Source organism: Methanoregula sp. (assembly GCF_049518935.1).
Classification (GTDB): domain Archaea; phylum Halobacteriota; class Methanomicrobia; order Methanomicrobiales; family Methanospirillaceae; genus Methanoregula.
In genome coordinates this window covers 1-18,462 of sequence record NZ_JBEKRH010000032.1, presented here as the reverse complement: position 1 = coordinate 18,462, position 18,462 = coordinate 1, and the positions used below count along the sequence as shown (strand labels likewise).

The 18,462-nt window shown below is 54.5% G+C and carries 21 protein-coding genes; 12 read left to right on the top strand and 9 right to left on the bottom strand.

The genetic code is table 11. The features are described 5' to 3' along the window. Window positions 1–92 precede the first annotated feature (92 nt). The 6 genes from ABSE13_RS12535 (at window position 93) to ABSE13_RS12510 (ending at window position 3,892) form a co-directional block, all read left to right on the top strand. On the top strand, window positions 93–302 hold the full coding sequence (locus ABSE13_RS12535; protein WP_424028854.1) for a protein translocase SEC61 complex subunit gamma: 210 nt from the start codon (window positions 93–95) through the stop codon (window positions 300–302). Between the two features lie 10 nt (window positions 303–312). Then, entirely contained in the window at window positions 313–837 is a 525-nt protein-coding gene (locus ABSE13_RS12530) for a transcription elongation factor Spt5 (protein WP_424028853.1), read from the top strand. 146 nt (window positions 838–983) lie between these two features. Beyond that, on the top strand, window positions 984–1,409 hold the full coding sequence (locus ABSE13_RS12525; RefSeq protein WP_424028852.1) for a hypothetical protein: 426 nt from the start codon (window positions 984–986) through the stop codon (window positions 1,407–1,409). A 166-nt stretch (window positions 1,410–1,575) separates the two neighbouring features. After that, a complete protein-coding gene (locus ABSE13_RS12520; protein WP_424028851.1) occupies window positions 1,576–2,244 on the top strand; it encodes a flavodoxin family protein in 669 nt (222 codons plus the stop codon). 28 nt (window positions 2,245–2,272) lie between these two features. Then, on the top strand, window positions 2,273–3,097 hold the full coding sequence (locus ABSE13_RS12515) for a DUF169 domain-containing protein (protein WP_424028850.1): 825 nt from the start codon (window positions 2,273–2,275) through the stop codon (window positions 3,095–3,097). 12 nt (window positions 3,098–3,109) lie between these two features. After that, window positions 3,110–3,892: a DUF169 domain-containing protein gene (locus ABSE13_RS12510; protein WP_424028849.1), complete on the top strand. Its 783-nt coding sequence runs from the start codon at window positions 3,110–3,112 to the stop codon at window positions 3,890–3,892. A gap of 40 nt (window positions 3,893–3,932) precedes the next feature. Here ABSE13_RS12510 and ABSE13_RS12505 read toward each other — a convergent pair whose 3' ends face one another. Both ABSE13_RS12505 and ABSE13_RS12500 read right to left on the bottom strand, forming a co-directional pair. Then, window positions 3,933–4,562, bottom strand: a complete 630-nt coding sequence (locus ABSE13_RS12505) for a TMEM175 family protein (protein ID WP_424028848.1) — start codon at window positions 4,560–4,562, stop codon at window positions 3,933–3,935. A 261-nt stretch (window positions 4,563–4,823) separates the two neighbouring features. Then, complete coding sequence (locus ABSE13_RS12500) at window positions 4,824–5,456, bottom strand: class I SAM-dependent methyltransferase (RefSeq protein WP_424028847.1); 633 nt, start codon at window positions 5,454–5,456, stop codon at window positions 4,824–4,826. Between the two features lie 279 nt (window positions 5,457–5,735). Here ABSE13_RS12500 and ABSE13_RS12495 point away from each other — a divergent pair, with 279 nt between their 5' ends. Then, a complete protein-coding gene (locus ABSE13_RS12495) occupies window positions 5,736–7,511 on the top strand; it encodes an MFS transporter (protein WP_424028846.1) in 1,776 nt (591 codons plus the stop codon). Between the two features lie 60 nt (window positions 7,512–7,571). Here the strand turns inward: ABSE13_RS12495 and ABSE13_RS12490 are convergent, their stop codons facing one another. The 3 genes from ABSE13_RS12490 to ABSE13_RS12480 all read right to left on the bottom strand — a co-directional run bounded on the left by ABSE13_RS12490 (window position 7,572) and on the right by ABSE13_RS12480 (window position 10,501). Continuing rightward, window positions 7,572–8,321, bottom strand: a complete 750-nt coding sequence (locus ABSE13_RS12490) for an ABC transporter permease (RefSeq protein ID WP_424028845.1) — start codon at window positions 8,319–8,321, stop codon at window positions 7,572–7,574. Then, window positions 8,318–9,235, bottom strand: a complete 918-nt coding sequence (locus tag ABSE13_RS12485) for an ABC transporter ATP-binding protein (protein WP_424028844.1) — start codon at window positions 9,233–9,235, stop codon at window positions 8,318–8,320. The genes ABSE13_RS12490 and ABSE13_RS12485 overlap by 4 nt, the downstream gene beginning before the upstream one ends. Window positions 9,236–9,307: 72 nt before the next feature. Next, on the bottom strand, window positions 9,308–10,501 hold the full coding sequence (locus ABSE13_RS12480; protein ID WP_424028843.1) for a M24 family metallopeptidase: 1,194 nt from the start codon (window positions 10,499–10,501) through the stop codon (window positions 9,308–9,310). Window positions 10,502–10,611: 110 nt separating this feature from the next. On the opposite strand from ABSE13_RS12480, the gene ABSE13_RS12475 reads away from it, so the two are divergent. Next, window positions 10,612–11,310 (top strand): GNAT family N-acetyltransferase, encoded by a 699-nt coding sequence (locus ABSE13_RS12475; RefSeq protein WP_424028842.1) that lies wholly within the window; start codon window positions 10,612–10,614, stop codon window positions 11,308–11,310. Window positions 11,311–11,388: 78 nt separating this feature from the next. Here ABSE13_RS12475 and ABSE13_RS12470 read toward each other — a convergent pair whose 3' ends face one another. From ABSE13_RS12470 to ABSE13_RS12460, 3 genes are all read right to left on the bottom strand, one after another. Continuing rightward, on the bottom strand, window positions 11,389–13,059 hold the full coding sequence (locus tag ABSE13_RS12470) for a PAS domain-containing protein (protein ID WP_424028841.1): 1,671 nt from the start codon (window positions 13,057–13,059) through the stop codon (window positions 11,389–11,391). Between the two features lie 176 nt (window positions 13,060–13,235). After that, window positions 13,236–13,544 carry a putative quinol monooxygenase gene (locus ABSE13_RS12465; RefSeq protein WP_424028840.1) on the bottom strand — a complete coding sequence of 103 codons (309 nt, stop codon included), beginning with the start codon at window positions 13,542–13,544 and terminating at the stop codon, window positions 13,236–13,238. A 63-nt stretch (window positions 13,545–13,607) separates the two neighbouring features. Continuing rightward, window positions 13,608–14,186, bottom strand: coding sequence for a flavodoxin family protein (locus ABSE13_RS12460; RefSeq protein WP_424028839.1), 579 nt, complete (start codon window positions 14,184–14,186; stop codon window positions 13,608–13,610). Between the two features lie 133 nt (window positions 14,187–14,319). Here ABSE13_RS12460 and ABSE13_RS12455 point away from each other — a divergent pair, with 133 nt between their 5' ends. The 3 genes from ABSE13_RS12455 (at window position 14,320) to ABSE13_RS12445 (ending at window position 16,012) form a co-directional block, all read left to right on the top strand. Further along, on the top strand, window positions 14,320–14,619 hold the full coding sequence (locus tag ABSE13_RS12455; RefSeq protein ID WP_424028838.1) for a winged helix-turn-helix transcriptional regulator: 300 nt from the start codon (window positions 14,320–14,322) through the stop codon (window positions 14,617–14,619). A 274-nt stretch (window positions 14,620–14,893) separates the two neighbouring features. Next, the gene (locus ABSE13_RS12450; protein ID WP_424028837.1) at window positions 14,894–15,442 is read left to right on the top strand and encodes a GNAT family N-acetyltransferase; all 549 of its coding nucleotides are present in this window, start codon (window positions 14,894–14,896) and stop codon (window positions 15,440–15,442) included. A gap of 111 nt (window positions 15,443–15,553) precedes the next feature. Continuing rightward, window positions 15,554–16,012: a hypothetical protein gene (locus ABSE13_RS12445; RefSeq protein WP_424028836.1), complete on the top strand. Its 459-nt coding sequence runs from the start codon at window positions 15,554–15,556 to the stop codon at window positions 16,010–16,012. A gap of 684 nt (window positions 16,013–16,696) precedes the next feature. Here ABSE13_RS12445 and ABSE13_RS12440 read toward each other — a convergent pair. Next, complete coding sequence (locus tag ABSE13_RS12440; protein ID WP_424028835.1) at window positions 16,697–17,818, bottom strand: hypothetical protein; 1,122 nt, start codon at window positions 17,816–17,818, stop codon at window positions 16,697–16,699. 305 nt (window positions 17,819–18,123) lie between these two features. Here ABSE13_RS12440 and rpl11p point away from each other — a divergent pair. After that, window positions 18,124–18,462: 50S ribosomal protein L11 (rpl11p, locus tag ABSE13_RS12435; protein ID WP_490356177.1), on the top strand; the 339-nt coding region annotated here is incomplete at its 3' end.

Sequence of the window (18,462 nt, the reverse complement as noted above, 5' to 3'; positions counted from 1 at the left end):
GCGTACGGTCGCCACAAATATATGGTCGGAACGAGAAACTTACCCCCAAAGTACAGAAACAGTTTGAGATCGATTTTCTCAAGTGAGCCAATATGGAAATTTCAAAACCTGATTTCAAGACCGACGTATTACATGAGGAATTATTCCGCAAATACCTCCGGGTCCTCAAACTCGCGCGCACTCCCACCCGGGAAGAATTCACCAAGATCGCCACCGTTGCGGCAGCCGGTGTACTTCTCGTCGGGCTGATTGGTTTTATCATCTTCGTGATATTCGGACACAAGACCATGCTGGGATTCTGACCCGATCACCATGACCCAGTCCCAGACCCCCACCCCTGCCGCCCCGCAGCCCCCGGCTGTACCTGAAGTCTTCGAAAACCGGATATTCGCGATCAAGACCACCTCGAAGCAGGAACGGACGGTAGCGGACAATATCCTCAAGGCGATCGAGACCAAGGCGACCGACGTCAAGGTGACCGCTATCATCGTCCCCAACGAGCTGCAGGGCTATGTGCTCGTAGAAACCCCCGAGAAGATGAACCGTGTCGAGCAGCTCGTAGAACTCATTGCCCATGCGCGCGCGGTGATCAAAGGTGAGACAAGCCTCGCCGAGGTCGGCCATTTCCTCATCCCGAAGCCGGTCGTCTCCGGTATCGAGGAAGGTACCATCGTCGAGCTGATCGCCGGGCCCTTCAAGGGCGAGAAGGCGGTAGTCAAGCGCGTAGATTCCGCAAAGGAAGAGATCACGGTCGAGCTGTACGAGAGCGTTGTCCCGATCCCGATCACGGTCCGTGGCGACAATGTCCGCGTTGTCGAGAAGTTCTCCGACCGGTAATTTTCTCTGAATCTTTTTTACGACACTCCTGTGAGTGTAGTCAACAGCTTGTGCTGAGGCTCTTTCCCGCAGAGGAGTTCGGCTCTGATCCTGCGGGGATTTTTTCCACCGCAATCCTTTTTCCCCTTCCGCACCATCTCTCCGGCATGCCCGGGATGGAAATCAACCGTTCTCTCTTCATCCTCGTCCTCGTGGGTCTCACGATCGTTGTCGCAATTACCCTGAACAGCGGCAACCCGCAGGGAGGCCCGGTGTCCGGTACCGGGACGCTGACCGGCAACGTTTCCATCGGCCCGCTCTGCCCGGTCGAACCGTGCGCCGTCTCCCACGACCGTCTGGTTGCTGCATATGCCGCACGCCCGATCACCATATCAACGGCCGGGGGAACGGTGGTTTCATCGGTGACTGCGGATCCGGAGACGGGTTATACTGTTGCCCTGAAGCCCGGTACCTATGTGGTTGATATCCCGCATCAGGAAATCGGCGGGAGCCGGGAGCTTCCAAAGACCGTGGCCATCCTGAACGGAGAGACGGTCCGGCTCAATATCACTGTCGACACCGGGATCCGGTAGTGGTCAACATCCTTGAGAGCGGTCGTCCGGTTCCTTCAGAAGAAAACAGGGACGTGTGCCCCGGATAGAAATTATCTCTCCAGGGTCCGTTCAGCGTGCCTGAACCTCCAATCAATACCTTTATCACCGATATTCTCTGATTCCCATCCATCAGGAAGGATCACCCATGAAAATAATCGGACTGAATGCAAGTCCTAAGGGAAAGGACAGTAATACCCTACGGCTGGTGAACGCTGTACTGGCGGGAGCGAAGGATGCGGGGGCAGAGACGGAACTTGTGGATATCTACACGCTGCGCATAGAGCACTGCACAGCCTGCGGCACCTGCTATGCAAAAGGGGAGTGCACCCTGCTCGATGATTTCCCGGATCTCTTTGAGAGCATGATGAATGCCGACGGGATCGTGCTTGGCGCTCCCAACTATGTTGACTGCGTGCCCGCCCCGATGAAAGCGGTCTTTGATCGCATGGCGGATGCTATCCACTGCCAGATGCTGACGGGAAAATTCGGCTGTTCGGTCTGCACGGCCGGGGGAAGTGGGGAGCACGAGGTTGTCGGGTATATGAACAAGGTGCTCATGACCCTTGGTGCAAATGTCGTAGGAGGAATTGGCGTTGCGATCGGCAGGGACCCGGCAGCACTCGGGAAGGCAGAGAAGGAGGCCCGTGAGTTAGGGAAGAGACTGGCCCGGTCGATCCGGGGTGAGATCTCCTATCCGGAACAGGACGAAGGTCACCGGCAGAGAAGGGAGTACTTCTGCCAGCTCGTGAAGAACAACAAGGACAAGTTCGCCCACGAATATGACTGGTACGTCCAGATGGGCTGGATGAAATAAGCGGGTGGGAATACGGAAGTGAGCTGATATGAAAAGTATCACCGCAGGAAAACTCCGGCTTGACAACGAACCCGTGGCAATTCTCTGGAGCAATACAAAACCCGAAGGGGCTTTGCAGATAAAACCGCACGGCCAGAGCTGCATAATGCCCTTTTTTGCGCAGGTAGCAACGAAGGGAAAGACCGCCGTGTTTGACCGGGAGAGCTATGGCTGCCCCGGTGCCCGGGCCGGCCTCGGGTTTGGCAACGGGTACTACGATGCTTTCGGCGGTGCCGGTGTCGAATTCATGTCTGCATTCTTCGTGAAAGGGCAGGAAAGCAGCAAAAACCCGGAGGCCTATTGCGCGACCGTGCAGCATATCCCCGGGCGGGAGCGGGAGAAGTTCCTGCATGGCGAGCGCCTGCACAAAGATACGGAGAAGGCCAGGCGGTTCATGACCAAAGACCTGCCGATCACGGATATTTCCGAGAAGTATGTGATCTTCACTCCATTAAGCAAGGTAAAACCCGGTGAGCACCCGGTCGTCGTGGTGTTTGTTGCAGATCCCCTGCAGATCACCGGGCTCGTCACGCTGGTCGGGGCAGTCCGTGAGGGGACCGATCCCGTGCGGGTCCCGCCTATGGCGGCCTGCCAGCAGATCGGGGCGTTCGTGTACGATGAGGCAAAGAAGGAGCATCCCCGGGCAGTGCTCGGGTACACGGATCTTGCCGCACGGGCGAATGTGGGCAAGACCATCCCGGCGAAGATGTTCACGTTTGCCGTGCCATTCTCGCTGTTTGAGGAGATGGAGGAGGAGGCAAAAGATGGTGTGTTCGACGGCCCGATCTGGAAAGGGCTTGTCGCAGAGCAGTGAGGTGGATTGATCATGACGAAAACAGATTACAGGGATATCGGGGCAAAGCTGAAGTCCGCATTCAGGCTTTCGACACGACCTCTCGCAGTGTATGGATCTGAGGTGCTGCCATCAGGCATTCCTCCTATGACCGGGGTGAACCGGTGTTTTGCGGTTTCCCTGTACCGGATGGCGACGGGAAACGAGGTATCAGCGATCTATGTCAGTGCCGACACCAGCGAGGGCTGCTGCCTCGGCGGGCTCTACCATGTGGGGTATATCCCGGTGCCCGGTGATATCAAATATTTCGTATCGACCGGCAGGAAAGACGTCCGTGGCGGGGCGGCCGAATTCCTGAAGGCAAGCCCGGAGCTGGTTGAGCAGTGCACGCTGGCAGCGGGACCGATCCGCCCCCCGGGTAAATATCTCATCGTGCAGGCCTGCGAGGCGCTACCGGATGCCGGGCCCGCGGTACGATCCCTCTGCTGCTTTGGCACGGGCGAGCAGATCCGGAACATGGCAGCACTCATTCACTTCGACCGGGACGACCCGTTCTCTCCTGTCATCGTTCCCTGGGGATCTTCCTGTTCGACCTTTATCACGTTCCCTGCAGGCCTTGCGGAAAACACGCCCCGCGACACTGCGTTCATGGGCCCTCAGGACCCGACACAGAACCACTCCCTTCCCCCGGAGATGATGGCACTGGGTATTCCCGCAGAGATGGCCGCACGGATGGTGAAAAATCTCGATGCCTCGTTTATTATCCGGAGACCACATGTGGCATTTCCCAACCATGAAAAGCGGCTGAACCGGTAGGCTGCCGGAACCGAAGGGTGCAACAAAATAAACTACCTTTTTACTGGATTTTCGTGAGCCGGAACCAGAGGAGGAAGGGGACGCAGATGTATACGGCCACGCCATAGGGAATATTCAGGGCAGCCAGGATAATTCCCACACAGGATAATACCGGTATGATGAGGGTAACCTCTTTTCCCCGGCGGATGACAAAATCCGGAAGATCCTTGTCGACAAGCCGGTGGTCTTTTGTCGCATACCGCCACTGGAGGTGGAACAGCAGACCGGTGATGAGGAGGTGTGTTTCGAATACTGCCGAGGCAAGGGGATCCGCAGGAAAGATCCCGGCAATGGTACTGGTGAAAGGGATGAAGGCGACCAGCATCAGGATGATGATGTTGAGCCAGAGGAGCGTCCGGTCAATGTACCGGATATGGTGAAACTGGCTGTGGTGGGCCACCCAGAACGCAGCGAGGAGGAGGAACGAGATCACATACAGGATCACGTCCGGCACCGAGTTGACAAGGATGTCGTGGGCGGGCGTTTTTGCAAGCGTGGCAACGGTAAACGGATAGCCGGCCCCGAGGACAAGGAGCGTCATGCCGAACGCGAAGATCCCGTCCGTGAGGGACTCGATCCTTCCCTTTCCAAAACCGATGTTCACTTCGGTCCTGTTTTCAGTTCTATCCATTGAAGTTCCTCGGACATAGACAATGCAATTACGGATGACCGGCTCCGGTGATCCCGTGTCTTCGCTTCATCTTACTTCGTCGTGTACCTCTATCTGCTTTTCGCTGAAACCTGCTTACGGGTTCAGGCAATTGCGAAAACAGGTGGCTGCTCTTCCCTTGTTTTACAGCATTTTTCTATTTTTGATGGATAGAAGAAAACTACCTGTTTTTGCTGCATATAACAAACTGATTCTCTCCAAAACCCTTTGCATGAAAAGAATTCACCATCGTTCCGCCAGCACAGAGACTGCGACATGCGAGCCGGATTTACCGGCAACTTCAATCGTCTTCAATTCACGGATGGTAAAATACGGGGACACGAGTTCCCGCACTTCGGATTCCGATGAAAAATAGAGTGTTGTCCCGATCCGTGTCGTACGGTATTTCCCGGTTCCGCCAAACTGGGGATCGTTCTCGCTGAAACAGACGGAAAAATACATTGCTCCCGGGTTTGTGATTTTATGCACATTTCTGATATAACTCTCCCGGTCCTCCGGGAATATGTGATGCAGGAATTCCCAGTCATAGGCAAAATCAAACGTATCTGCCACCTCGTGCAGGTCTCCGAGGAGATCGGCGACAATAAACCTGCACCGGGCTCCCCGTTTTTTCGCATTCTCCTCTGCGATTTTTATTGCCGTGGGGGAACTGTCAACACCGGTGAGATCAAACCCAATATCCGCCAGGTAGATCGCATAGTTGCCTGCACCGCACCCGAGATCAATTGTCCGGCATGGCCGGACCTTCCCGTCCTGTACAAGCCTGACAAGTGCGTCGGGAGGGGTCTCACTGTTCCAGGGAAGGTTATCAAGCGGCACGTTCCGGTAAATTCTGTCGATATCGGCATATTTCATCCTGGCCACCCTGATGGAATAATCAACCGGGGGGAGGTTTCAATGTTTCCCGGAGTTCTGCCAAAAAGAAAAAATTTCTTTTTATTTTTTTCTTTCACGTTGCGCCTGTTTTTCAGCCCCGGTCCTGATAACCTGCAGCTCGCCGGATGCATCCAGCAGAAGATGTTCCTTCATGCAGGAAGCCTGAAAACATTATAGTCCTAAAAGATCAAACCCTGTAAACTATAGTATACATATCCAGGAACATGCCCGGATGATACCGGGGGACAGCCCGATCTCATGGAGAAGAACGAAACCACCGGCAATGGCCCCGGCACCGCCAGAAAAAGGATCGACTACAAGTGGATTGTGCTCTCGATTACGACCATCGAGATGTTCATGGTATCCGTGAACGGGAGCATCACCCTCATCTCGCTGCCCGCGATCTTCAATGGCATCAATATCGACCCGCTCACCTCGTTCCAGTACCTGATCTGGGTGCTGATGGGATACAGCCTCGTCACCGCAACCCTGCTCCTCAGTTGTGGCCGGCTTTCGGACATGTACGGGAGAGTAAAGTTCTACAATATCGGCTTTGCCATCTTCACCCTCGGGTCCATCCTGCTCTTTCTGACACCGGACAAAGGAGACGCCGGTGCCCTCGAGATCATCGCATTCCGCATTGTCCAGGCAGTGGGTGCGTCGTTCACCTTCTCCAACAGCGCGGCGATCCTCACCGATGCCTTCCCTGCCGATGAACGGGGCAAGGCGCTGGGACTGAACACGATGGCATTCCTCTCGGGCCAGTTCGTGGGCCTCATCCTCGGTGGAATCCTCGCGTTCTATAACTGGCGGTACGTGTTTCTTGTCAGCGTGCCGGTTGGCATCCTGGGGACCGTATGGGCGTACCTGAAACTGAAGGAAACCCCGCTGCCGAAACGGGCCAGGAAGATCGATGTGTGGGGCAACATCACCTTTGTCGGCGGGCTGACAATCTTTTTGATCGGCATCACCTATGCGCTGCTCCCGTACGGGAAGGACCCGATGGGATGGGGCAGCCCGCTGGTCCTCGCATCGCTCGTCATCGGTGCCATCCTCCTGGTTGCATTCCCGGTCATCGAGAGCCGGGTCGAAGACCCGATGTTCCGGCTGGGCCTTTTTAAGATCCGGGTGTTCTCCCTTGCCAACACCGCCGGGTTCCTGAGCGCACTTGCCCGGGGCGGCATGATGTTCCTCCTGATCATGCTGCTGCAGGGCATCTGGCTGCCGCTCCACGGGTACAGTTACGAATCGACACCGTTCTGGGCCGGGGTCTTCATGCTGCCGCTCACTGCAGGGTTTGTGATCATGGGCCCCCTCTCGGGCTGGCTGTCGGACAAATACGGTTCCCGGTGGTTCGCCACGTCCGGGCTGCTCCTCATCGCCGTCTCGTTCCTGATGCTGGCCTCGCTGCCCTATAATTTTGATTACCCGGTCTTTGCCATCGCCCTCCTGATCATGGGTCTCGGCAACGGCATGTTCGGTACACCGAACATTGCAGCCATCATGAATTCCGTTCCCCCGGAAGACCGGGGTGTCGCATCGGGGATGAGGTCGATGCTGCAGAACAGCGGGATGGTCATCTCCATGGCCCTGTTCTTTACCATCGTCATCGTCAGCCTGACGCACCTGTTTCCCCCGGAACTCGCAACATCGCTTACGGGTGCCGGGGCCCCGGACCTGATCGCTCCCATGAGTGCAATTCCTCCGACGGGGGCTTTATTCGCTGCGTTCCTTGGATATAACCCGGTCCATGCGATCCTCGTCACGCTGCCCCAGTCCGTAGTTGCTGCGATCAGCCCGGCGGCCATGACGACCCTGACCGGCACCAGCTGGTTCCCGACAACGCTTGCGCATGCCTTCATGCCATCGCTCAGGATCTCCTTCTATATCGGCGCCCTGCTGTCTCTTATCGCCGCGGTTTTGTCCTCATTGACCGGTTCACGGTTTGTTCACGATATCCACGGGAAACAGGGAGAAAAACCCGGGGAGGTACCCGTACCCATTGACGATCCCGGCTGGGATATTATTGAATAAGCTTCTGCTTTTTTGAGAAGGGGAAATATGAATTTTCCCGGTTTGTCCGTGACGTGCTTCCTAAATCCCCTTTGAAAGGTTATACTGCTGGATCAGTTTTGCACACAGGATGAATACCAGTATTACGATAACCAGGACAGTTACATCAAGAACCGCAGGGTAGATCGCATCGCCGTTGATCGCCCCGTTAAACAGGTCCACGAGGTAAGTGAGCGGGGAGAGCGACGTGAGCATCCATTCCCAGTCCCCCAACTGGCTTAAGGGAATAAAAATTCCGCTGATAAATATCAGGGGGAGGCGGATCAGGTTGGAGACCATCATCACGTTGGAGGGATTGCTCATCGCCGGGGATGAGAGCAGGGTACCGAGGGCGGCAAAGGTGAATGCCCCGAGGATAAGTGTGATCACCAGCAGCCCGGGATTCGCGAGAGGCAGGTGAATGAGAAGCGATCCTGCACTCCAGACGATTGTTGTGATAACGATCCCGAAGATCGAACCTGCAAGGATGTCGCCAAGGATGATACTTTCAAGCGTGACGGGCAGGGACAGGAGGCGCTCGTAGGTCTTCTCCCGTTTCTCCCATGGGGTGATGAGCGGCCCGGTGGAGGATGAGGAGAAGAACAGCATCATGCCCAGGAATGCCGGGAAAAAAACGATGAGGTTGAGGTTCCGGCCGATAAAAAAGGTCAGGAACATGATGAAGGGGAAGAGGAGACCGAAGATCACGACAGCCCCCTTGTAATAGTAAATCCGCATATTCTTCTCGGTGACAAGGAGTACGCTCCGGGTAAATAGCCTGAGATCCATCATGCGCCTCCCGTGAGCTGGACGAACGCCTCTTCGAGCGTTGGGGTCGATGTCGCAACGGCGAGGATCCGCAAGTGCTCCCGCTCCGCGAGCGCTGCACAATATTTTACCGTCTTGTCCGGGTCATCCGTATACAGTCTCCACTTGTCCCCGTGGGGTTCTGCCCGGGATATTCCTCCCTGCGTAAACAGTTCCCTGGATACCGGTTGTTCGAACGCGATCTCGACATAGTTCGCCCGGTCAAAACTCTTCTTGAGTTTCTCCGGGCTGCCCGTCGCTATGATAACTCCTTTGTTGATGACGCTGATGCCGGTGCAGAGCTCGTTTGCCTCCTCGATATTGTGCGTAGTGAGGAAGACCGTGCTGCCCTCGTCATTCATCCTGCGGATCGTATCGATCACCAGCCGGCGGCTGTACACATCAAGTCCCCCGGTGGGTTCATCCAGAAACAGGACCGGTGGCGAGGGGACGATCGCACATGCGATGCTGATCCGCTGCCGCATCCCCTTAGAAAAGTTGCGGACAATGTCATCTCTCCGTTCGGAGAGTCCCAGGTCTGACAGGATCTCGTCTGCCCGCTTTTTACGGGAGACACTGTCCATACCGTAAAATTTAGCCGTCCAGAGAATGTTCTGTTCGGCGGTCAGATCGCTGTAGACCGTGCCGTTCTCGGGGATGATCCCCATCTTCATCTTGGCTTCCAGCGGGTTTTTGTGGATATCTATACCGCAGATCCGGGACGAACCGGTATCCGGTGTCAGTACCCCGGTCAGCATCCGGATGGTCGTGGTCTTCCCGGCACCGTTCGGGCCGAGAAAACCGAAAATTTCCCCCTCCTTGATAGCAATGCTGACATCGTCAACCGCCTTAAAAGACCCGAATGATTTGCTGAGATGATCTGCTTCGATTATTTCCATACGATATGTCCCGGAATCAAGTATCGGGCAGAACAATATGAGGATATCTGTTCTGCCGGCAACCGCGGGCCTTTACCCGACCCGGATGAGCCCCGGGTTATTGCCGGTAATACTGCGGCCGCCGGCAGGGGTGACAATGAAGGTGTTCTCGGTGCCGACCATCCCGATCCCTTTGATACCCTTCTTGGGTTCGACAGCAATCACCATCCCTTCTTCGAGCGGTTTGTCAAATCCCCGGGCGATCACTGGATTCTCAGCGATCTCGAGGCCGATCCCGTGGCCGAGGAACTGGACTTTCCGGTCCCCGTACCCCATGAAATTTTCCAGGAACGCCGGCCCGAGATCGGCCGTTACCGCCTCGTAGATCTGCGAGGGGATGGCGCCCGGCCTGAGGAGCGGGACGATCTGATCCTGGATCCCAAGGCACTGCTGATGAATACGGACGGCATCGTCCGGCAGCGTTCCGCCAAACACGTAGGTCATGGTCTTGTCGGTATGGTACCCGTGATACCCGCAGCCGATGTCGCAGAAGATGAGGTCCCCTTCCTTGAGTTTCCGCTCCCGGCTGCCGAGCAGCGGGACGGCGGGAGACATCCCGGCATTGCCCCCGGGACTGTCGAGATACGTGGGGTAGATGGAGCTCTCGCCAAAGCCGATCAGTCCCAGCATGATCTCGGCCCCGGCGATCCCGAACCGGACGATCCCGTGGTGGCCTTCCCGCACCATCACGGTATAGAGTTCTGCAGAGAACTCCGCCTCGCTCATCCCTTCGCGGAGGAGCCCCGGGGCGAGGTCCTCGAGGACATGGCGGTGGATGCTGCCCGCCTTCTCCATCAGTTCCTGCTCGTACCGGCTTTTGACCGACCGGATATCTGCGATCACGCCATCGACCGATTGCACATCCCGGAACGGGAAATATTTCCGGAGCCGCTGGTACATGGCGAGCGATACGTGTTCGGTCTCCAGGTATCCCGTCCCGGGGATTGGTCCCGTCGCTTCTGCCGCAGCCCGGTAGCTCTGCATGGGCCGGATCTGCGGGAAAGAGGACTCGTCCACTGCCCGTGGGAAACTACGGCGCACCCAGAATACTGCCTCGCCATTGCGGGGGATGAGCAGGATCCCGTCCTGCATGGTCCCGGTAAAATAATAGAGGTTGACGTTGCTGGAGACGAGCGCGAGCTCCCAACCGGGGTCCGCGGTATCCATCCGTGCCCGGAACCGTTCCAGCCTTGCCCCGAGCTCGCTCAGAGGGACCTTTGCCTGCATAGTATATTGTTGTGCAGCCGGCGCTAAAAACTGTGGCGGGAATACCGGCATGCGCCGATCAGTAATGACGGCATCGGCATTTATGGAATGAACGAGAACAGCTCCTCAGCATGGTATACCCGACAGATCCCGGCAACGGCATTCATACGTATGTTCCCGGTCCGGATTTCCTGCCCCAAGGAACGGTGGCCTGTCTCCCCCTCACAGAATCCGATGTAGACGGGACCGCCCGGCTCTACAACGAAGTTTTCCTTGCCGACGAGCCGACAACGCACCGCCGTTCTCCCGATCCGGCCCTGTTCCTCCACTACGCGATCCTCTATGCCAGGTCTCTCGCCGGAAAAAACCTGAGCTTTGTCGCAAGAGATGATCGGACCGGAGAGCCTGTCGGGTTCATCTTCTGTGTTGATATGACGGATGATCCCAAACGTGAAGGGGAATGGATGGTGGAACTCCTGGCATATTTCCGGGAAGTCGTGACCATGATCGATGAACTGGAGGACCGGTATCTGGGCCGGGCGGAGATTGCGCCCGGGTCGGTGCTGCATATCTTCCAGATCGGCGTCAGCCGGCAGTACCGGGAACACGGGATCGCACAGGCCCTGATCCGCCGGGTGCTTGCCCATGCCCGGGAACGCGGGTACCGGCAGGTCATCGCCGACTGCACCAATCCGGTGTCCCGCCGGTCCTTCGAACAGTGCGGGTTTCACGAAGCGGGATCTTTATCGTATGAGGCGTTCAGCATGGATGGTGTCCGGTTTTTTGCGGGGCTCGAGGGAGGCATCTCGCTGATGGTGAGGGATGTGTGACGGGACCCCCGGTCCTGTGATCTGCGATGTCGTCCCGGGCTGTAAGCTCCTGCCCGCTGCCTCTCATATGAGCCGGAGTCAGGGCCGTCCTTCGAACCGGTACGCCCCCTTTGGCACGCTGATCTCAAACCGTGCACCTTTCCCGGGTTCACCGGTTTCCCTGATCGTAATGCCGGTAACGGAAAGGATCTCCCGCACGAGGAACAGTCCCATACCTTTCCGCTCTTCATTCCGCCTGTCAAAAATCTTTTCTTTCAGATCGGAGTGGATACCCTCACCGTTATCTTCAAAGAAAAGAGTGAGCCCTTCTTCTGACTCCTGATACCGGAAGGAGATCTCTGTCGCAGTTTTCCCGTGCAGGAGAATGTTTTCAGCGAGCGTAAAGAAGACATTCTCAAGGAGCGGATCAGCATAGATCTCCACTCCTTCGACACTGAGTTTCCTGGATATATCTGAAATATCCAGGTGCGAGATCCCAAAGAGGAATGCCTCGCCGACATTCTGCCACGCGGGAGGCTTCAGTCCCAGGTTCTGGTAATTTTTCGCAAATTCAAGTGATTCCGTAATTGTCCGGATAATTTCGATCTCTTTATCCAGGTATTGCTGCAGTCTTTCACCAGGTTCACCGGCTTTTTCAAGTTCAAAATATCCCGCCAGGGAAAATATCGCGTTCTGGATGTCGGAAAAAGTGATGGAATTCAGGAGACCCAGCTTCTTTGTTGCACGATCCAACGCATCCTGCGCCATCTTTCGCTCGGTAATATCCTCGATTTGGCCGGCGAAATAGCGCAGGGAACCCTGTTGATCCCGGATCGCGGTAACCCTGATCGATCCCCAGAGGATACTGCCATCTTTCCTGATATACCGTTTTTCCGTGCCGTAGACCGGAATCGTCCCTGCCGCCAGCTCCCGCATGTGTTCGTCGTCACTGGCACGATGATCCGGATGTGTAATATCCTTAAAAGACATCTTCAGGAGTTCTTCCTCTGCATAGCCGGTCATGGCTATCCAGGCCGGGTTGACAGAAAAAAACCGGTAATCGGATGTGACCAGGGTCATGCCCAGGGGGCTGTTCTCGAAGATCTTCCGGAACCGCTCCTCGCTTTCGCGCAGTGCATCTTCCGCCTGCTTGCGTCCGGTGATATCCCGGATGATCGCCCCCAGACCGGCAGGCTGTCCTGCATCGTCCCGGAGAAGGAACGTGTGCAATTCCACGGGGAAGATCGTCCCATCCTTCCTCCGGTATTCTTTCTCGTAGACTTCAGAATGCCCGAGCAGCAGGACTTGTTCTTTCAGGATCCTCTCTTCGGACTCATGCCATTTATCCGGGGTGATATCACGATAGGTGAACTTCGAGAGTTCCTCGTCGGAATAGCCCAGCATCTCCCGGAATGCAGGATTGTATTCTTTTATCCTGCCTGCCATATCGACACTCGCAAATGCATCCCTCATGCTCTCATAGAGCTTCCGGTACCGGGTCTCGTACCGGAACAGCTGTTGTTGTTGTTTTTCTGAGGCATCCGTGAAGTAACGGATGAGGCCATAGAGCATCAGTGTCGTGACGATAATGAACCCGAACCCCTTGAGTTCCGAGTACAGCAGGAACGCGTCCGATCCGCCTGTTATTGCAAAAGCGATGTTATCGGAAAAAAAGATCCAGGCAAGACCGACCACAAGGTAAACCAGTGCCACCTTCAGGGCACCTGATTGCAGGAAGGCCCTGAACCGGTCCCGGGCAGAGGATGCCATGAACACACTCTGACGATATGAACCGCAATAAACGTTTGCCTGCCGGAAGATTTTCCGGTACGCCCCGGATGGCACGAGTGGAACATTTTGCCGGACTGATTGGGGAACGGGGTCCGGGCAGGTACAAGACAGGACACAGTCCGGATGCTATGCAATCCGGGATTGTCCACTGCGGATTACGATAATACCACGGTCTGAAGCCCCGATACTTCATAGATGGTTAATTCGGTTGGCGCTGCCATCCACGCAGCACACTTTACAAAATGATCCTGCATATGCGGAGTGGCAATATGATCATCAAGCTGTTTTTGGCTCTCCCACTCTTCACAAAAGATGAACAGTCCCTCTTCGAAAACATCTGCATGGAGTTCATATCTGGTACATCCGGGCTCTGCACGGACAACGGGAATAATCCGGTCTACCTGATGTACAAAGTCCTGGCAGTGGTCCGGGCGGACACGGCACCTGGCGGCAACAAGCAGCATACCTACCATTCGGGTGCTGCCAGGAAAAAGTACCCGCCCCTCCCCTTCCGGTCCAGGAAAAAATTATTTATTATGGGTCTTTTTGATGAACCACGCAATGTTCTCGCCCAGCTGCTTCATCGTGTCGATCCCCTCCTCATCGGTCTCGACATCGCCGGGTTTGAGGCCTTTTGCATTATTCCAGTAGCGGGACCCGGCCGAGAACATCCCGCTGATCCCGAAGTAATGGTTGATGGTGTCGACAGCGCAGACTGCGCCGGACCGGCGCTCGGCTGCGATGCCGGCACCGAGTTTCTGACGGAAAATGTCCCCGTTGGCTTTCGCGACAAAGAATGCCCGGTCCATGAAGGCCTTGATCTCGGGCGTGACGCCGGCAAAATAGGTGGGGGTCGCGATGATGATTGCATCTGCCTCGGCCATCTTTGCTATGCACTCGTTTACCATGTCGTCGTCCTGCACGCACTGCAGGTCATGGTTCTCCATGCACTTCCAGCAGGCTGTGCAGGGATGGACTTTCTCCCCCCCGATCTGGACCAGTTCCGTTTTGATCCCGGCCTTCCCGATCTCGTCCAGCGCGTGCCGGACCAGGCGGTACGTGTTGCCGTCCCTGTGGGGACTTCCGTTGAATGCAATGACTTTCATCTGGTTCCTCTGCAGGAATAGTTCCGTGCAGGTACAGTATCGGAAGTCAGTATAATAGAGTAATCAGTTATCTTTTTGTTACCCAGTTTCATGAAAGGAACCAGAGAGCTGCACATATGACCGCGGAATCGGGGTGGCGTTTGCCATCATCGGCGGGAAGTGGAAGGCCCGCATCATCTACCATATCGGGGATGGCAGGCCCCGGTTCAACGGGTTGCGGGACACGCTGGAAAATGTGAGCCCGCGTATGCTCGCAAAACAGCTCCGTGAACTCGAGGCGGACGGGTTCGTGACCCGGACCCGGCACCCGGAGATCCCCCCGCGGGTGGAGTACGAGCTGACCCCGGCCGGGAAGGCGTTCATCCCGATCCTGGAGAGCATCAGTGACTGGGTCACCGAGTACTGTCCGGATGCGGCAGGGATGATTGAGTGAGAGGCCGGTCGAGCCGTGAACATTACAATGTGGATGAGAAATATTTCCAAAAACCGCCGTGGCGACCGTGAAATCCCGGGCCCGGTGCAATAAAATTTTCACTTAACAACGGGATTATACCCCTCCCAGAGTAACCACTGGTATTCAGTTCAGGTTACCTGCCTCCCGGAACCGGAAGCCGGATACCTTCCCCGTGGTGCTGGACCGGTTGCGAAAAAGGTTTCATCATTTCCGGGCGAATAGTTTCCACAGAGTTTTACCCGCGGAGAATAGAATGGTTTTTTCCCTGACAACAGAACGGCTGATCCTGGAGGATCTGAACGGGCAGGATCTCGCCAGCCTCCAGCAGCTCTCCCGCGATCTCCGCGTGATGCGGTACGTGCTCATCTGGCTCGAGAACGATGAGCAGGTTGCCGGTTTCTTACAGCACGCGATCGAAGAATCGCAGCGGGCTGACCGGATGGGATACGTACTCGCGATCCGTATACCGGAAACTGGAGAGTTCGCCGGCTTTACGCTGCTCGAGATCGATCCTGAACAAACGAGCACCGCAGAGGTTGGCTGTATCCTGCTGCCGGACTACTGGAAGTACGGGTACGCATCGGAGATTCTCCGGGCGCTTCTTGCCTTCGGGTTTGGCACACTTTCCCTGCACCGGGTGTACGGGAAATGCGATGAGCTGAACATCGCCTCGGCCCATGTGATGGAGAAATGCGGGCTGCAGTACGAAGGCACGCTCCGCGAGCATGTCTGGCTGCGGGACCACTGGCGGTCGACCCGGTATTACGGGATGCTGGCCAGGGAATATCCGGCCGGGCGGTGAGCCCCGGTCCGGCTTGACATCCTGATCGGGTTTCCCGCTCCTGCAAGGAGGGGTGATCAGGTCACAAGCCGTGCATCACGTTTATCTCCCATAGGCCGGATATCCTGAAGAATGAGATCTGTCCTGTGTATCCTGATCGTTGTTCTTGCAGTCCTGGCCTGTGGATGTACATCGTCTGCTCCGGTACCCGCTCCCTCATCAGCTCCTGCTATCGAGGCCACGGTCGCTGCGCCGGTGATCCCGGACCTGACCGGCACCTGGGCCGGTCCCATGAAAGGCTATGATGAGGGCGCCGGGTTTTCGGATTATTCCAATGCCACGATGCAGTTCATCGTGACCGACCAGAAGGACCGGATCTTTGCGGGCCAGCTTCTTTTCACCATCAACGGCACCCAGGAATCCATTGGGGTGGCCGGCGTGATCGCACCTGACGGGAAGAGCTTTGTCATGGCCGAGAAGGACAACGGGTACACGATCGGCCGGATCCTTTCGAAGGATGAGATCGAGCTCACGTACCTGCACGATGCCACGCCGTACTCCGCGGCGATCGATACGTTGAGGCGGGTGTAGGGAGGCCGGGTTCTTAGCCGGCTTATTGGGGGCGATGGGGGGTCGCGTGGGTACCAGCTGATTCCCTGCCAAAGGGTGTTTCCGGAAAGCTCACGTCAGTAATTTTCCGATTTTGACCTATAACCCTGGCGTCCTTTTTCATATTGTACCCATGCGACCCCCCTCAGCCCCTCACATTTTCCGGCAGAATCTTTGCAGTGTTTTGCGCAATTATACGATGTGAAAATATTCTGGATGACCGGGATTTTGATGATTGATTGCATGAGGGGGTCGCATGGGTACAAGATGCGGGCGGGCCCGGAACTGAAGTGGGTGAAGGTTTCGGATCGATGCATAGCCCGAACGTGCGATTTCCGGCAGCAGCCTGCACAGCACTCCCCCAGTGCGTTTTCCGGACTATCCGCTGTTGCAGCGTTGCTGCCGCCTGTTATTTCCGGGCACGATAAGATGGGATACGGCGATAACAGGGGCTATTTCAGCCGGATCGTGGAACTACTCCGTGGTTTTTTGTCGCGACTCCGTTGTTTGGGAGGATCGACAGGGCAAACGGAGGCTGAAATGGGGCCGTAGGGGGTATCCCACTAACCTATCCTTAGCGAGTCTTCCCACCCCCTGATGGGGGTCGCTCGGCCGCCTCGTCGGGGCCTCGCTGGGCGAGGAGAAGTACCCGGTGACATGAAGTTTTTATAAAAATTTATAGAACGGTTTCGAATCGGATGAATTAAAAAAATTTATATTTTCCGGTGCTCTAATCGGGCTCCCATGTTTTTTGAACCAAATTACTACACTTTCTCTATCCGGAGCTCCTCGTTCAATAAGTTGGCAAATATTTCCCAAGTTATCAATCGCTGAATTAGAATTTCTATCTACAGATGACTCATGATTGAGTTGAGAGAAACATGAATAAATGGAATCATTGATGTATGCGATATCATCCGATTTTGTATATTTTTTTGTTCCATTTCCAATCTTTATGAATATTGGTTTAGGATTATATCCTTGAAGATTGACAAGACCGATATAATGATATTCTCTAACCATGTCAGGAGAGCTCATCGTAGTTTCGATCAGTGTGTAATCAGTTCCGGGATACTGTAATCCATTACTTTTCACTCCAACGACCATATGACCTGGAATTTTGGGATCAACATTAGTGAAAGTGAAAAGACCTACATCGTAACCTTCGCGTTCTAGTAATCCCGCTAATAAGAAACTTTTATCTTCGCAAACTCCATTTCCCTCAAATAATGTTTCGATGGGAAATCTGGAATAATTCCTTTCTTCATTCGGTATTGATTGTACAAAACGTACTATTAACTCAAGATATTCATTATCATCCAAGTTATTTTGAAAACGATATTTTCTCAACTCAGTCAATAAATTTTCATAAAGTTCATTTTGATAAGGATCATCAACAAACGAATTATAACTAATGTAATAATTTTGTTCAGGAGTTATCTCAGAAAAAAAGTATGTACTTTTAATTGCGTTTTTAGCCCCATAATAAACGGAATTATTTATTGAAAAATTAACTTGGAATGGTGGAAGTACTTGAAACTCAGTTATTGTAGGATCTATTGAATCCTTTATAACAAAATTATAAACTATGATACTTTTGTTAGTTTCCCCTTGAATCGTGATATTTGGAGTAATGTGTGGGATAATTTGTCTTGGAACATTTGTATTAATTGGCTGTGGAGAAAATACAAACGTTTCACTATCATATGATTGGGTTAATGGATTCACTTGAATAGGAAGAATTAGGGAATTTGAATTGCCAAGACTACCGATGGTAAGTACCAACATGAAAAGTATACATAGAATCCATCTTTTCATTATAATTCAATTCATTGAACCTTTGATATAATCTATTTGCATTGAAGAATTTCTCTCAAAAAAAACGAAATCGTATGTGGTTTTACATATCACATTTCAAATAATATTTCGATCATAGCAAAAAAAATTGGCAAGTTCTCAAATGCACCGGATTAATACCGGATAATTTTCGCAGAATTCTCTCAGCCCAAGATCACCTTTATCTCCCTTCCCGTCAAAATTAACAGACCCAAGCTCGGAACCCTCCTCATGAGGGACGGCATGGTGCAAAGACTATGGCAGAAGTGGTCGAGGTTTTAGTACCCGGCGGAAAGGCTACAGCAGGTCCACCCCTTGGACCGTCGCTTGGACCACTCGGTATCAACGTGAAGGCTGTAGTCGACGAGATCAACAAGAAGACCGCCTCATTCAACGGAATGCAGGTCCCGGTCCGGATCGAAGTCGACGCAAAAAAGAACTTCACGGTCACCGTGGGTATCCCCCCGGTGTCAGCACTCATCAAGAAAGAGGCTGGTATCGAGAAAGGTTCCTCAGAGCCCAACGTCAAAGTGGCAGGTAACCTGTCATTCGAGGCCGCTGTCAGGATTGCCAACATGAAACTCGAGAGCATGCTC